Source organism: Flavobacterium sp. Root901 (assembly GCF_001429765.1).
Lineage (GTDB): Bacteria > Bacteroidota > Bacteroidia > Flavobacteriales > Flavobacteriaceae > Flavobacterium.
The window spans coordinates 1-15,718 of sequence record NZ_LMJB01000001.1 but is presented as its reverse complement, the minus strand read 5'-3'; the positions used below and the strand labels follow the sequence as shown (position 1 = coordinate 15,718).

General features: G+C 34.9%; 11 protein-coding genes. 9 read left to right on the top strand and 2 right to left on the bottom strand.

What is annotated here, in order from left to right; all coding sequences use genetic code 11:
- Positions 1–1,086 carry a sensor histidine kinase gene (locus tag ASE21_RS00060; protein WP_242410194.1) on the bottom strand — a complete coding sequence of 362 codons (1,086 nt, stop codon included), beginning with the start codon at positions 1,084–1,086 and terminating at the stop codon, positions 1–3.
- A gap of 207 nt (positions 1,087–1,293) precedes the next feature.
- On the opposite strand from ASE21_RS00060, the gene ASE21_RS00055 reads away from it, so the two are divergent.
- The 4 genes from ASE21_RS00055 to ASE21_RS00040 all read left to right on the top strand — a co-directional run bounded on the left by ASE21_RS00055 (position 1,294) and on the right by ASE21_RS00040 (position 7,605).
- Positions 1,294–3,642: a TonB-dependent receptor domain-containing protein gene (locus tag ASE21_RS00055; RefSeq protein WP_057120532.1), complete on the top strand. Its 2,349-nt coding sequence runs from the start codon at positions 1,294–1,296 to the stop codon at positions 3,640–3,642.
- 112 nt (positions 3,643–3,754) lie between these two features.
- Complete coding sequence (locus ASE21_RS00050) at positions 3,755–4,453, top strand: DUF1826 domain-containing protein (protein WP_057120531.1); 699 nt, start codon at positions 3,755–3,757, stop codon at positions 4,451–4,453.
- A 493-nt stretch (positions 4,454–4,946) separates the two neighbouring features.
- The gene (locus ASE21_RS00045; RefSeq protein WP_057120530.1) at positions 4,947–6,812 is read left to right on the top strand and encodes a T9SS type A sorting domain-containing protein; all 1,866 of its coding nucleotides are present in this window, start codon (positions 4,947–4,949) and stop codon (positions 6,810–6,812) included.
- A 157-nt stretch (positions 6,813–6,969) separates the two neighbouring features.
- Positions 6,970–7,605: a carbohydrate-binding family 9-like protein gene (locus ASE21_RS00040; RefSeq protein ID WP_057120529.1), complete on the top strand. Its 636-nt coding sequence runs from the start codon at positions 6,970–6,972 to the stop codon at positions 7,603–7,605.
- A 129-nt stretch (positions 7,606–7,734) separates the two neighbouring features.
- On the opposite strand, the gene ASE21_RS00035 is transcribed toward ASE21_RS00040, so the two are convergent.
- On the bottom strand, positions 7,735–8,775 hold the full coding sequence (locus ASE21_RS00035; RefSeq protein ID WP_057120528.1) for a substrate-binding domain-containing protein: 1,041 nt from the start codon (positions 8,773–8,775) through the stop codon (positions 7,735–7,737).
- Positions 8,776–9,093: 318 nt separating this feature from the next.
- Between ASE21_RS00035 and ASE21_RS00030 the strand changes: the two genes are divergently transcribed.
- The 5 genes from ASE21_RS00030 to nagB form a co-directional block, all read left to right on the top strand.
- Positions 9,094–10,002, top strand: a complete 909-nt coding sequence (locus tag ASE21_RS00030) for a sugar phosphate nucleotidyltransferase (RefSeq protein WP_057120527.1) — start codon at positions 9,094–9,096, stop codon at positions 10,000–10,002.
- Between the two features lies 1 nt (position 10,003).
- Positions 10,004–11,107, top strand: coding sequence for a phosphotransferase enzyme family protein (locus tag ASE21_RS00025; protein WP_057120526.1), 1,104 nt, complete (start codon positions 10,004–10,006; stop codon positions 11,105–11,107).
- 5 nt (positions 11,108–11,112) lie between these two features.
- Positions 11,113–12,039, top strand: coding sequence for an NAD-dependent epimerase/dehydratase family protein (locus tag ASE21_RS00020; RefSeq protein ID WP_057120525.1), 927 nt, complete (start codon positions 11,113–11,115; stop codon positions 12,037–12,039).
- A 126-nt stretch (positions 12,040–12,165) separates the two neighbouring features.
- A complete protein-coding gene (locus ASE21_RS00015) occupies positions 12,166–13,539 on the top strand; it encodes a sugar MFS transporter (protein WP_057120524.1) in 1,374 nt (457 codons plus the stop codon).
- Between the two features lie 338 nt (positions 13,540–13,877).
- On the top strand, positions 13,878–15,718 hold a 1,841-nt coding region (gene nagB / locus ASE21_RS00005; RefSeq protein ID WP_057120522.1), incomplete at its 3' end, for a glucosamine-6-phosphate deaminase.

Sequence of the window (15,718 nt, the reverse complement as noted above, 5' to 3'; positions counted from 1 at the left end):
TTAAGAAGCGTTAAATTCCGGAGTAATTTTTATTTTAAGATGTGCCGTAAAATCTTTCTCAGTTTTTATAACATCAAATGTATAATTTCCGGAATAAATTTTATCAAGCTGCTGCGTAATGTTAATCAGGCCTATTCTGCCGCTGTCAGTTTGCGGCTCTGTTTTATTAATTGTGTTTTTGATAATAAAATCGAAGTTATCGTTTAGCAGTTTTAAATCAATCTCAATTTGAGGCGAACTTATATCCTCACCGGCTCCGTGCTTAAAAGCATTTTCTACCAGCGAAAGCAGAATCAGCGGTGCAATTTGTCCGTTTTGATCCATTTCGTGGTTAAATCTAACGCTCAGGCGATCATCGTACCGAAGTTTTTCAAGTGAAATATAATTGTTAAGAAGACTAATTTCTTGTGAAATGGGAACAAAAGTACTGCTGCATCGGTATAATATGGTATCTAAAATTTCTGAAAGAACCGCAATTGATTTTGACGTTACAGGTGAATTGATAATAGATAAAGAATAGATATTATTGAGCGTATTAAAAAGAAAATGCGGATTTAACTGCGCTTTTAAAATCTTTAATTCTGTTTCGGCTTTTTGTTTTTCCAGCAATAACGATCTTTTTTGAATAATGTACTGATCTTTAATAAGTTTTATAAACAAAAAAAACAGCGAAAGCGAAAAGATGTGTGCAATGTAAGACCCTACCAAAGTAGGGATATCGGTAAGGATTTCTAAAATTGATTCCTGGTCAAAAGGCGGTTTGCGTACAATTGGCTCCACACCATATACCATTACTATTCTGGCAGTGATTGAAATTAAATAGCTGCCTAAAATAAGTTCTGCCCATACGCGCGAGTGTTTTTGGGGAGACATTAAACGAGGCAGAATCCTGTACGCCAGAAAATAAGCTCCTATAATCGAAAACACTTCATAATAAAGGGTATAAATAATATCGATTCTTACTTCCTCAGGGTTTGAAGAAGTATTTTCACTAAAAAACATAATAAAAATAGCCGTCCAGAATACGACATGCGTACTGATACGATTAACTGTGGCGAAGTTGATGAGCTTTTCAAATGGTGACATGTGTCCAAAGTTAATATTTATTTAAAAAAGAAAAACTTTTGTCGACAAACAGGAAAAAAAACAGCATAAACAAATAAAAAACGGAGACAAACCTAACAAATGCCATTATTTTGAGTATTTATCGACGATACAGCTGCTTATGTCCTGTGTGCAAATTTTGACTGGAATTAAAATAGAGATTTGTTCGAAATTTAAAACCAATCAAAAATGAAACAGTTCGTATTACTAATTATTATGATGTTAAGCGCTGCAGCGTTTTCACAATCAAAAGAATTTATTATTAAAGGAAAAATTATTGATGCAGCAACAAAGCAGCCTCTTCCGTATGGAACGATTGCTTTAATGTCATCATCACAAAAAACAAAAGAGGTTTCTGCTGACGAAAATGGCGATTATATATTAAAAAGTTCTCCCGGAACTTATCAGTTAAAAATAGCATTTATGTCATACAAAACCGTTACCACAGAAAGTTTTGAACTCAATAAAGATTTGGTAAAAAATATTGCTCTGGAGGAAAATACCAATGAATTAAAAGAAGTCAACATCATTAGTGAGAAATCTGCCGTTGAGTTAAAACTGGATAAAAAAGTGTTTAATGTTGGAAAAGATATTTTATCCCGCGGAGGATCTGCAAGCGATATTTTAAATAATGTACCTTCTGTTGCTGTCGACATGGCCGGTGTAATCAGCCTGAGAGGAAACAACAGTGTAACGGTTTTAATCGATGGAAAACCGTCGATGCTGACGGCTAATAATGGATTATCTCAGATTCCGGCTGCAAATATCGAAAAGATAGAAGTAATCACGAATCCATCTGCAGCTTATGAAGCTCAGGGCGGCGCCGGTATTATTAATATTATTTTGAAAAAGAACAGTATGAAAGGTTTCAATGGCTCGATTCAGGCCGGAATAGGGCATCCGACAAACTACAATTTGAATACAAACCTAAGTTACAAAACATCAAAAATAAATTTGTTTGGAAATTTAGGCTATCGTGAAATCAATTTTTATTCCTGGAATAAGCAGTTTCAACAAAATTTCAACGAAGGAGGAAATTCTGTTCTGAACCAATACAATAACACGGATTCAAGTAGTAATACAGCCAATGTTTATGTTGGCGGCGACTATTATATTAATGATAAAAGCACATTGACCGGAAGCTATTATTATTCTAAAAATATTGGCAGGGAATTTACAAAATACGATTATAATTATTCAAATTCGATGAATATGACGGACAGTATTATTTCGAGATCTGAAAATTATAAAGAACCGCAGATTTATAATGCATTAGAATTAAATTATGTAAAAACTTTTGATAAAAAAGATAAAAAATGGACATCAAGCCTTCAGTATGTTTTTTGGAATGATAATGAAAATCAATACATTAATGAACAAAAAACTTACCCTGAAGCATCTCCTGTGTCTGATTTATATACCAATGATATTGAGAGCAGTAAAGATATTTTTATAAAATCTGATTTTGTAAACCCGATTAATGCCAATTCTAAAATCGAAATGGGAATCAGGAGTGACCTCAGAGCAATCAGGAGTGATTATTATACTATTCTGGACGGAAGTATACTGGATAAATTTACTAATAAACTGAGTTATGATGAGAATTTGTACAGTGCTTATTTTCAGTATTCGGGCAAGATTAAAAGGTTTAATTATATGGCAGGTTTAAGGTCTGAATTATCAGATATCAAAATTTCAGATATCAATAATACATTTAATAATTCAAAAAATTACATTAATTTGTTTCCGACCCTGCACATGGTATACAATCTTACGGAAAAAACAGATTTACAGCTTAGCTACAGCAAACGTATTAACAGACCAAGATTCTGGCAGCTTAATCCTTTCGCAGGACTTTCTGATGTACGAAATATGAGAGTAGGAAATCCAGATTTAAATCCTATGTTTACCGATTCATTTGAATTTACAGTTTTGGCTAAACCGGGCAAGTTTAGTATTAATCCGGCATTGTATTATCAGCATACTACCAACTTTTTCGAATATATTGTAGAGCGTACAAGTTCTGATTATTTTATCAATACGCCTGTAAATCTTGGTACAGAAGATCGTTATGGTGCCGAATTTTCGAGTGCTTATAATCCTGTAAGCTGGCTGAGATTATCTTTAGATTTTAATTATTATTCCTTTAAACAGGAAGGAAGTTACAAGAATGTTACTTATAATGTAAAAGACCAGACATGGTTTTCAGGTTTTCGATCTGTATTAAAATTTCCAAATATCATTTCAGCAGATTTTAATTTGAAATACCGAGGTAAAAACCAAGGCGTTCAGACAGTTACTGAAGCACAGTATATGGCAAATCTTGGAATCAGCAAAGATTTTTTTGGAGAAAAAATGTCAGTCACACTTAATGTTAATAATCTTTTTGATTCCCAAATCAGAGTCAGAGAAACAAATTCGGAATCATATTTTCTTAAATCCGAATACAAATCACAAGGGCGTTATATTAATGTAAATGTAGTGTATCGTTTTAACCGAAAGAAAACAGAAACCGACCGTCTGCCTGAAGGCATGTAGCAAAAGTTTCAGATTTTAATAAGATAGAAGGCTAAAGTTTAAGCTGTAAAAAATACTGCATCTGGCTGCTATTGCCTAATTTTGTAAGGCGCAAAAGCAATTAATATAAACTATGAGTAATACATATTCTGCGATAAGCCAAATAGGCATTGTATCTGGTTTCTCTGATCTTGTACATACCGACTTTAAGGGAGAAATAAACGCGATGTGCTGGCACAGGGATTTAGATGGCAATTTTAAAGAAATTGTAGATCAGCTCTGTATAAAAGAAAATATAACAGAGGTTTATTCGGAAGATTTATTGGCACTCCGGCTGTCGGAAAAGGGGAATAAGGCAAGAGAAATAATCTTAAATGATTTGCAGTTACTAACTGATTTTGGAGCTTCGCCTTCTCTTAATTTACTGAAGTGTTATGAGCGTGATGATGAGTTTGATTTTATATCTACTGATGTATATTCATTTCATGTCGATCGTTCGCCTATTGCTGCAGATACTTTTTTATGTACATACCACGGAGCATCAACTGATATTATATCTAATTCGCAGGCAGAGCAGAAAATTTTAATTCCGGAAATCCGGACAAAACTAAAAGAACTCCATAATGGTACGGAGGAAGAATTCGAAAACTTTTTAAAAGAGAATTACTTTGATCTGCATTATCAGCCGCATCAGAATTCAGAACCTGTAAATTTAGGGTTAGGGCATCTCTGGCGTCTGGCAGTCGAACATCCGGAACAAAAGGTATTGCCTTGCATTCATAGGGCACCTATAGAAAACAAAGGCGAATATCGGCTGTTATTAATTTGCTGAAAACCTAAATCAAAATTCTTCACTTTTAAACATTTAAAAATACTTTTAAAAACAGCGTTAACAAAAAAAGCCTTAGCATCAAAAAAATCTAAGGCTTTTTGTTACCGTTTACAATTTTGTGAAATTTAAAAAATATAATCTGCTAAATTTTAAATGCAATTATTTTAATTTTTTGTAGTACAATATGTATTTGTGCTCAAGCACATTTTTAATTTACTCAAATTTCATCAATTTTATGTAATAAAAAACTTTCAAAATATTAAAATTTTGTGTTCGAACACACTTTTTCTAATTATTTTCTTGCAAATTAGAATACAATATTTACTTTAGTCAGAAATAAGCATTTTTTGTTATTCAAAAGGAATAAAAACAGAACATTTAACAGATGTTTTAAGTTCTAAATTGAAATCAGGAAAAGGCTTATTTGAAATAGAAAATATTGCAATATTCTATAAATAATTTTTTTTAATTGTTAACCCAAAATATCAAAATTATGAAAGTCAAGAAAATTACATTTTTTATTTTAATGTGTTTTGTACAAGGTTTTTCGCAGACTTATGTGTCTCCAACCGGAAATGACACAACAGGAACAGGAACGGCAGCCCTGCCCTATAAAACCATTGTAAAAGGAGTTCAGGCAGCACCATCTGGAGGAACAGTTTTAGTTCTTTCAGGAACTTATGCAGTAACCGGTCCAATTTATGTCGGCAAACCGCTGACAATTCAAAAAAGCGGATCCGGTGCGGTAGTTGTAAACGCTTCAGGGTGGACAAGTACGGATACTTATGTACTTGGAATTGTAAATACAAGCAATGTTACGATTGATGGTTTAACTATTTCCAACAAAATTGGCAATGGAAGCAAAGGGATATGGATTTTAGCAAATTCCGGCGCAACGGCTAATTTGAATAATATTACCATTAAAAACTGTATAGTTAGAAATATTGGATGGATTAGCAATAATCTTTCTTCAATTCCTGCAAACAGCGGAATCGTTGCCAACGCCATTAAAGTCGATGGAGGAAACGGAACTTATGCTATTACGAACGTAAAAATTGATAACAACGAAGTTAATAATTGCGCTACCGGATGGGGTGAAGCGGTAACTGTGACAGGAAATGTAGACGGATTTTCGGTTTCAGGAAATACCGTTTATGACATTGCCAATATTGGAATTGTGGCTGCAGGAAACTATTTGTCAACCGGAGCAGCAAGCAACAATCAGGCGCGAAATGGTATTATTGCTTCAAACGAAGTTTTTAATTGTATGAGTGCTGTTGCCAATAGCGCAGGAATTTATGTTGACGGGGCTTTAAATTGTACAGTACAAAGAAACGAAGTTTACCGATGTGGAGTAGGCCTTTCTGTAGGAGCAGAACAAAACACTTCAACCGGAAACGGAGGTCCTTCTACCGGGCATATCGTAAACAACAATTCGGTTTATAACAATGTTATAACCGGAGCAATTTTTGGAGGCGTTAATGGTTCTGGTTACACGACAAGTGTAGGAAATACTAAAATCTTCAATAATACTTTTTACAAAAACAGAACGGGAGCAACTATTAACGGAGTTACTACTATTCAGGGAACTTCGGTTGCTGCATTAGCCGATATTTATGGTGGTGAAGTGCATTTTCAAAACAGTTCCGGAATTACCTACAAGAACAATATTATGTACGCTACAACCGGTAAAAAAGCATTTTTAGCTTCTTACGGATATACGATTTCAAGTTTTGTTTCAAATTATAATTTATATTACAGAGAAACAAATACCGACTTTATCATCGATTTAACGGGGACAAGTTTTAACGGAAGCTCAACAACCGGATCATATAATGCAGCACAGTTTGCCACAGCAACGGGACAGGATGTAAATTCTGTTGTAGGTTTACCTGGATTTGTAAATGCTGCGGCGTTTAATTTTACACTCGCTTCCGGAGCTTTTGCAGCAGACAAAGGAGATCCGACATACAATTCAACTTATTCCGGAACACTGGATTTTGATGATGATATTCGAAAAAGAAACGGAAGAATCGATATTGGATGCTCCGAGCTTCAGACAGGATCTACGTCCAAAAAAGCAGCGGCTACAGCAGCAGCTGAAGAACAAACTTCCACAAGCTTTTCTGTTTTTCCAAATCCGGCTTCGGATGAAATCAATATTAATTTCGGAAAAAGCATAAATGCGGCCAATATTACTTTATTGGACTTAAACGGAAGAGAACTTTTAAAACAAGATTTTACTTCTGTTGATTCGGTAAAAATTAATATTTCTAATTTGAAAATAAATTCACAATTGATCATCCTTCAAATTAATGCCGATAACGAAATCACACACAATAAGATTTACTTAAAATAATACTATTTTAGGAGCAGAAGATTCTGCCGCGAATTACACTAATTTCCGCTAATTTTTTTCGGATCAAACCGAATATTAATTTGTGTTAATTCTTGAAATTTGTGGCTGAATCTTTTTTCTGCTCCTTTTTCTTTTCAAATTTTCGTACCTTTTTAGAATGAAAAATTACAACGTAAACCGAATCGAAAAAAACATTTTGAAAATAAATGGTTTGGGAGATAACCCTTTTTGGAAACAAGCAGAAATTTTAACCGATTTTACTTCGCCCTGGAGCGATTTAGAACCCGGAAAAATGGAGTTCAGATCTTTATGGGATACCGAAAATATTTATTTCTCCTATAAAGTTTTTGACAATAATATCCATACTGACAGACAGGATGATTCTGTTGACAGTATTGGAGAATCAGATCGGGTAGAGATTTTTTTCAGGACAGATGAAAATCTAAATCCATATTATTGTCTTGAAATTGACCCAACGCCAAGAATCATGGATTTCATAGCTTCTCCAAAAAAAAGATTTGATTTTGACTGGAATTGGCCTGAAAATACCCTGACTGTAAAGTCAAGTATAAAAAGCGATTATTATATTGTAGAAATAGCCATCAGCATTCAGTCACTCAAAAACTTCAATTTAATAAAAGATAACATTATTGAAGCCGGAATTTTCAGGGCCAAATATATCAAACAGGAAAACAAATTGTTTGAACCCACCTGGATTACGTGGGTAAACCCAAAGACAGAAACTCCAAATTTTCATATCGCAAGTTCTTTTGGAAAACTAATTTTAGGCTAACTGCATAAAACATAGCAAAAGGTTTCAACCACTGTGACGCAATGTGAGCACAATAAATTTTTATAATACTCTTCCCATGGTTAAAACTGCGGTCTGTATTTGCCAATTTTTAGGTTAAAAAAACAAAATCTATAAAAAGTAATCCTTGGCATTTTCGGTGTTTACAATATCAATTGGAAGTAATTTTTCCGGACTGATTTCTTTCTCAAAAATAAAATGCTCAATCAAACTTGTTGTTCCCAAATAAGCCTGTCGTTTCGGGTTTTGATGTATCAAAAAGTCTATGGTTTTATTGTTTAGGTATTCCAGATTATTTTCTAATAAATCGTAACCAACAAGTGCAATTTTCTTTTCAGGGTTCTTAGCTATAATTTTGGCCACCTGATATGCTTTTGAAGTCGTTACAAAAAGCCCTTCAATATTTGGATTGGCTTCTAAAAACTCTTTCAGCGTACTTTTAAACTGTGGATGTTTTACTTTGAATGTTTTAATTTCGAATTTACCACTTTCAAGATTGTCAAAATAATTACGGAAACCTTTTTCTTTTTCCTGCATGTGAACAGCGTTTTCGTAATCTTCATCAATATGAACAATTGCAATAGTACCTTTCTTAACCAGTAAATCTATTAATCTTGCTGCAATTCTTCCGCTTTGAAATAAATCCTGTCCAACAAAACTTTTTATGGAGCTGGATTTAAGCTGATTATTGAAAATACTCGAAATAATACCTTTAGAATTATAATTCTCAATTGCTTCAATTGCTTCTTTATGAAATAGCGGAACAAGCAAAACGGCATCCGGAGAAGAATTTAAAACGTTTTGATTCGTTTCTACAAACGAAGAAGTACTTGTAGGATCAAACAGGAAAATTTCAATTTTTACGTTAAAGGATTTAAATTCTTTCCTTGCTTCGTTTATACCATCAATACAAGGCTGCCAATACGGATCGTTTGCAGAATCAGGAATAAGGACACAGATCGAATAAATCTGCGTTTTCTTTAAACTTCGGGCCATTAGATTAGGCTGATAATCAATTCTGTCCAGCACTTCATTTACCTTTTTCAAAGCATCTTCGGATACTTTTCCTCTTTTGTGCAAAACGCGGTCAACGGTCCCTTTTGAGACTCCCGCAAGCTCTGCAATATCCTTAATTGTATAAATCTTATCCATATAAAAACAAATATATATAAAAATCAAATAGAAGAAAATATTTAATTTAATGTGTTCGAAAACATTTTTATTGTGTTCGAGCACATTTTAACACAATTTTCTTTTTTTATAAAGTTTTAATATATACTTTAGCCGAATATTAATCATATAGTGCACGATATTAACGATATAATTGTCAGATTAATATTTATTTTTCAATTTATAAGATAAATTTTCAATAACTAAAAATTGTAAAATATCTGCTTTTAAAAAATAGATTCAGAAAGCAAAAAATAACCAGAAACTTTAAAATAATAACCAATTAATAATACTATTTAAATGAGCAAAAGTAAACCTACTCTCGTGATCCTGGCGGCAGGTATTGGTAGTCGATATGGAGGATTAAAACAGTTAGATACATTTACGCCCGAAGGAGATACCATTATGGATTTTTCGATATATGATGCATTACAGGCTGGTTTTGGAAAATTTGTATTTATTATAAGCAAAAATATTGAAGAAGAATGCAAAGAAATATTCAATAAAAAATTAGAAGGAAAAGCAGAAGTAGGATATGTGTTTCAGGAAATTGAAAACGTTCCGGCACAATATTTAAATCCGGAAAGAAAAAAGCCATGGGGAACCGGACATGCACTTTTAATGGCGAAAGAGGAAGTAACTGAAAATTTTGCGATCATAAATGCCGATGATTTTTACGGAAAAGAAGCTTTTGAAATCATGGCAAAAGCTTTGACAGAAATGGATAAGGAATCATACAACTTTAATATGATGGCCTACCTGCTTAAAAATACGGTTTCAGATCATGGTTTTGTTTCCAGGGGAGAATGTCAGGTAGATGAAAATAATTATCTTACTGATGTTACAGAACGTACGCATATTGAAAAAATAGACGGAAAATTAATGCGCAAAGACGATAACGGAGCATTTATTCCTATTGATGAAAATACAATTGTGTCGATGAATTTCTGGGGATTTACGCCAAAATGTTTTGAATTTGGAGGAGCGCTTTTTGAGCAGTTTCTTAAAGACAACGAACACGATTTAAAAGCCGAATTTTTTATTACATCTGTGGTAAACGAGATTTTAAAATCAGATAATGCCTCTGTCGAAGTACTTCAGTCCAATGCCAAATGGTTTGGTGTAACTTATAAAGAAGATAAGGAAATAGTAAAAAAAGAAATTGAAAAGTTAAGAGCGCAAAAAGTTTATCCAGCAAATCTTTGGTAATATGACAGCCGAGCAATTAAAATTTATATTTGGGCAGTTTGACCATATCGAGGTTTTTAAAACCTTTGAAGAACTGTCTTCCGGTCATATTAATGACACTTATTTACTAACGACTGAAAGTGGTAAACAGTTTATTTTGCAGAGAATCAACGAAGGCGTTTTTAAAGATGTTCCGGGGTTGATAGCCAATAAAGTAAGTGTGAGCAAACATTTGCAGAAAAAACTAAAACACTTATCTGAAGCCGAACTTAAAAGAAGGGTTCTGACTTTTATTGGTACAAAAAAAGGCATTTTTTATTATAAAGACCAGGACGGAAATTTCTGGAATGTAATGGTTTATATTGAAGGAAGCCTGACTTTTGAAACCGTAAAAAATGAAGAAATTGCTTATGAAGGTGGGAAACTGTTTGGTGAATTTTTAAATCTGACCAGCGACTTTGATGCCAGAAAACTAACAGAAGTGATTCCGAATTTTCATAACATGGCGTTTCGGTATTCCCAGTTTGACACTGCTTTAAAAGAGGCCTCGGGACAAAGAATTGAGCGCGCAAAAACCTTGATCCGTAATGTTCAGGATTTAAAAGAAGAAATGCACATTCTTCAGAATCTAAAAGACGCAAAAAAAATAAAACTCAGAGTAACCCACAACGACACAAAAATCTCAAATGCACTTTTTGATCAAAATAAAAAAGGACTTTGTGTAATTGATACTGATACGGTTATGCCAGGAATTATTCATTATGATTTTGGAGACGCCATTAGAACTATTTGCAACACAGCGGCCGAAGACGAAAAAAATCTGGATTTGGTAAACTTCAATTTAGATTTTTATAAAGCTTATATAAAAGGCTTTTTAGAAAAAACAAATGCGTCGCTTTCAACTTTAGAAATAAAATATCTCCCGCTTGGAGCCAAAACGATGACTTTTATAATGGCGCTTCGTTTTTTAACGGATTTCCTAAATGATGATATCTATTATAAAACAGAATATCCTGAACATAATCTCGATCGTTCAAGAAACCAGTTTAAATTGATTGAAAGCCTTTCAGAACAATTTAGGGAAATGGAAGATTATAATTTGAATTTCATTGGATCATTAAAATAAAACAGATGAAAAAATATGTCATTACCGGAGGCGCCGGTTTTATAGGAAGCCACATTGCAGAATATTTATCTAATGAGGGACATCAGGTTTTGGTACTTGACAGCCTTAGAACGGGATTCGAACATAACCTGAACGGATTAAATGTTGAATTTATAAAAGGTGATATCCGCGACGAAAATTTGGTTAATGAAGTAATAAGCGGTGCAAGCGGTGTTTTTCATTTAGCTGCATTAGTAAGTGTTCCGGAATCATTATTAAAAATCAAGGAATGTATTGAAATTAATACTCTTGGAACCATTAATATTCTCGAAGCCGCAAAAAATAATCCAGATTGTAAAGTTGTACTTTCGACATCGGCGGCCAATTATGGTAATAATCCGGTTTTACCAAAAGTAGAAACCATGTTTCCGGAACCTATGACGCCTTATGCGATCACAAAATTAGACGGCGAATATTATTTAAAAATGTATTTAGACCAATATCAGGTTCCAACAGCATCTTTAAGGTATTTCAATGTATTTGGACCGCGACAAAATCCAGAATCGGCTTATGCGGCCGCAGTTCCGATTTTTATTAATAAAGCACTTCAGAACGAGCCCATCACTATTTACGGCGACGGATCGCAGACCAGAGATTTTATTTATGTAAAAGATGTAGTAAAAGCCAATATCCTGGCATCGCAAAAAGGAAATGAAACCTATAATGTTGCTTTAGGACACAGCACATCTGTTTTAGAACTGGCTGAAAAAATTATAAAGATCACTAATTCTAAATCACAGATCAAATTTTTAGACGAAAGGCCGGGCGATATTAAACATTCAAAAGCAAATCCGGAGAAATTCAATCAGTTAGGTTTCAAACCGAAATATACGATTGATGAGGCATTAGAAGAAACCATTCTTTTTTACCATCAGGAATTAGTCGGCAAATAATTTTTTGATCAAAATATAATTAACCAATTTGTAATGCATGAGAATAGTTGAACACATTTAAACCTATGTTTCTCTGTGTTAAAATCATTACCGGCAAAAATAGTAATCTAAACCAAAACCAGAATTATGTCACAAATCGATCTTACCTTAAAAAAAGAGCAAAACAGCACTTTGATTCCCATGGTTATTTTAACCTCTTTGTTTTTTATTTTTGGATTCGTAACCTGGCTCAACGGTCCGCTGATTCCATTTTTTAAATTAGCGTGTGAACTGACCGAATCACAATCGTATTTTGTGACTTTTGCTTTTTATATTGCCTATTTTGTGATGGCGGTTCCGTCTTCATACTTAATCGAAAAATTAGGATATAAAAACGGAATTTCATTAGGGTTGTTAATTATAGCGCTCGGTGCATTATTATTTTATCCTGCTGCTGCCTCCAGAACTTTTGTTTTTTTCCTGATAGCATTATTTGTAATGGGAACTGGTTTAGCGGTTTTACAGACAGCAGCAAATCCGTATGTTGTTGTAATTGGTCCGCGTGAAAGTGCAGCGGCAAGAATCAGTGTTTTAGGAATTGCCAATAAACTGGCAGGTTTTCTGGCTCCGTTATTATTGACTTCTTTGGTTTTATCCAATATTGGAGATTATTCTGCAGATAAAATTGCTGTTATGACTTCAGTCCAAAAAGAAAGTGCATTAGATGCGCTGGCTTTGCAATTGCAGTCGCCCTACATTTATATGGCAGTCATTATGCTCATTTTGGCTGTTTTGGTGAAATTTTCCCCGCTTCCTGAAATCAATTTAGATGATGAAGGCCAGGTTGAACATTTAAGTATTTTTAAACAAATAAAAGAAGCGTTTAAACATCCGCAATTGGTTTTTGGAGTAATCACTTTAATGGTTTATATCGCTGCAGAAGTTTTGGCCGGAGATTCCATCGGCGGATTCGGAAAACAATTAGGAGTTTATGGCGAAAGCGGTTCCTTTTACTTAAAACTGACTTCATTTACCATGACTTTTATGGTTATTGGCTATGTTCTGGGAATTACATTGATTCCGAAATACGTGTCGCAGGTTTCTGCCTTAAAAGTATCTGGATTTTTAGGACTTATTTTAATTGCATTAATCGTAATACTTTCTCCTAAAATTATGATTCAGTTACCTGGAATTCCACAATTACCTGTAATAATTATTTTAGTTGCCTTATTAGGATTGGCAAACGCCCTCTGCTGGCCGGCGATCTGGCCTATGGCACTTCAGGATTTAGGCGGATACACAAAAATTGGAGGTGCAATTTTAATTATGGGAATTATTGGAGGAGCAGTATTTCCATTATTTTATGGACTGCTTGCTGATACAATCAATGCCTCAAATACAGCTGCAGGAATTGCTGAAACTGCAAAAAGCGGAAATCAACTGGCGTATTTAATATTAATACCGGCTTATTTAATGATTGTATTTTTTGCTTTTAAAGGGCATAAATACAGGAAGTGGTAAATAAATGACGCAGCAACCTTGTCATGTTTAAAAGTTTGACAAAGTTTAGAAAGCACAAACATTTCATTCAAAATATATTCAGGTACTCAAGCACCCAAATTTGAAGTGCCCTGGCTCAACTCATGCCTTTTTTAAACCAAACAGCATCCAAAAAATTAAAATAAAAAATATTAAAAATAGTAACAATGTTAAAAAGTAAAATAGACAAAGCGACCGGTTTTGAGAAACGCTTCGAGAAGATCAATACGGTAGTATTTGAGAATTCAGTTGAGGCATCAAAAGCGNTAAACCAAACAGCATCCAAAAAATTAAAATAAAAAATATTAAAAATAGTAACCATGTTAAAAAGTAAAATAGACAAAGCGACCGGTTTTGAGAAACGCTTCGAGAAGATCAATACGGTAGTATTTGAGAATTCAGTTGAGGCATCAAAAGCGGTTGCACAGGAAATTGCAGCTTTGATCCGTTCGAAAGAACAAGAAAACAAACCTTGTATCCTGGGGCTTGCCACAGGATCTTCCCCAAARGGAYTRTATGCAGAATTAGTAAGGCTTCATAAAGAGGAAGGAMTGAGTTTTAAAAACGTCATCAGTTTTAACCTTGACGAATATTATCCGATGCAGCCAAACTCAATYAACAGTTATGTTCGTTTTATGAAAGAACTTTTGTTTGACCATGTTGATATTCTGCCTGAAAACGCGCATGTTCCGGACGGACTTTTAACAAAAGAACAAATTGCGGATTACTGCCACGAGTACGAAGCAAAAATTGAAGCTTTGGGCGGCATTGATCTTCAGATTCTTGGGATAGGAGGAAACGGACATATTGGTTTTAACGAATCAGGTTCGCTTCAAAACTCAAAAACCCGTCTGGTGGCTTTGGACCATATTACAAGGGTGGCGGCCAGTAAAGATTTCTTCGGATTAAACAATACACCAAGAACGGCCATAACACTTGGGGTTAAAAAAATCATGGAAGCCAAAAGGGTCATTCTACTGGCCTGGGGAGAAGGAAAAGCCAGTATTGTTAAAAAATCGGTTGAAGATGAGGTGACAAATAGAGTTCCCGCTTCTTTCCTGCAGGAACATGACAATGCGGTTTTTATTTTAGACAAGGAAGCTTCTTCAAAACTAACCCGAATTAACAGTCCGTGGCTGGTAGAGAAAGTGGCGTGGACAGACAAATTGACCAGAAAAGCCGTTTTAGGACTGGCCCTTAAACTGAAAAAACCAATTTTAATGCTTACCGATGCCGATTATATCGAGAACGGAATGAGCGATTTACTGGCAGATTCGGGTCCGGCTTACGATATTAACATTAAGATATTCAATAAATTACAAAACACCATTACAGGCTGGCCTGGCGGGAAACCAAATGCAGACGACTCCAACCGTCCTGAAAGGGCAGAACCGGCAAAGAAACGCGTATTGATTTTCAGCCCGCATCCCGATGATGATATTATCAGTATGGGAGGGACTTTCATGCGCCTTCAGGAGCAGGGACATGAAGTGCATGTTGCCTACCAGACATCAGGAAATATCGCTGTGGCGGATGATGAAGCGCTGCGTTTTGCCAATTTCGTAATTGATTATAACGAGAAATTCGGAATCAAAAGTCCTGAGGCAGATGCGATTTATGAAAAAGCCGTTTCTTTCTTAAAAAACAAAAAGAACAGCGAAATAGATATTCCAGAAGTAAGGTATATCAAAGGATTGATCAGAAAAGGCGAGGCAAGGGCAACCAGCCATTTTGTTGGACTGACCGATGACCAGATTCATTTTATGGAACTTCCTTTTTATGAAACCGGCACAATTGAAAAGAAACCAATTGGACCAGAAGATATTCAGCTGACCATGGATTTAATCGAGAAAATCAAACCGCATCAAATCTACGCTGCAGGAGACCTTGCAGACCCTCACGGAACGCATAAAGTTTGTCTGGACGCTATTTTTGAGGCTGTAAAAGCATTAAAACCACAGCCATTTATGAATGACTGCTGGCTTTGGCTTTACAGAGGCGCATGGCAGGAATGGGGAATTGACGAAGTGGAGATGGCAGTACCAATGAGCCCGGATCAGGTTTTGGCCAAACGCCACGGAATCTTCAAACACCAGTCGCAAAAAGACGGCGTTGTTTTTCAGGGCACCGATGCAAGGGAGTTCTGGCAGAGAGCCGAAGA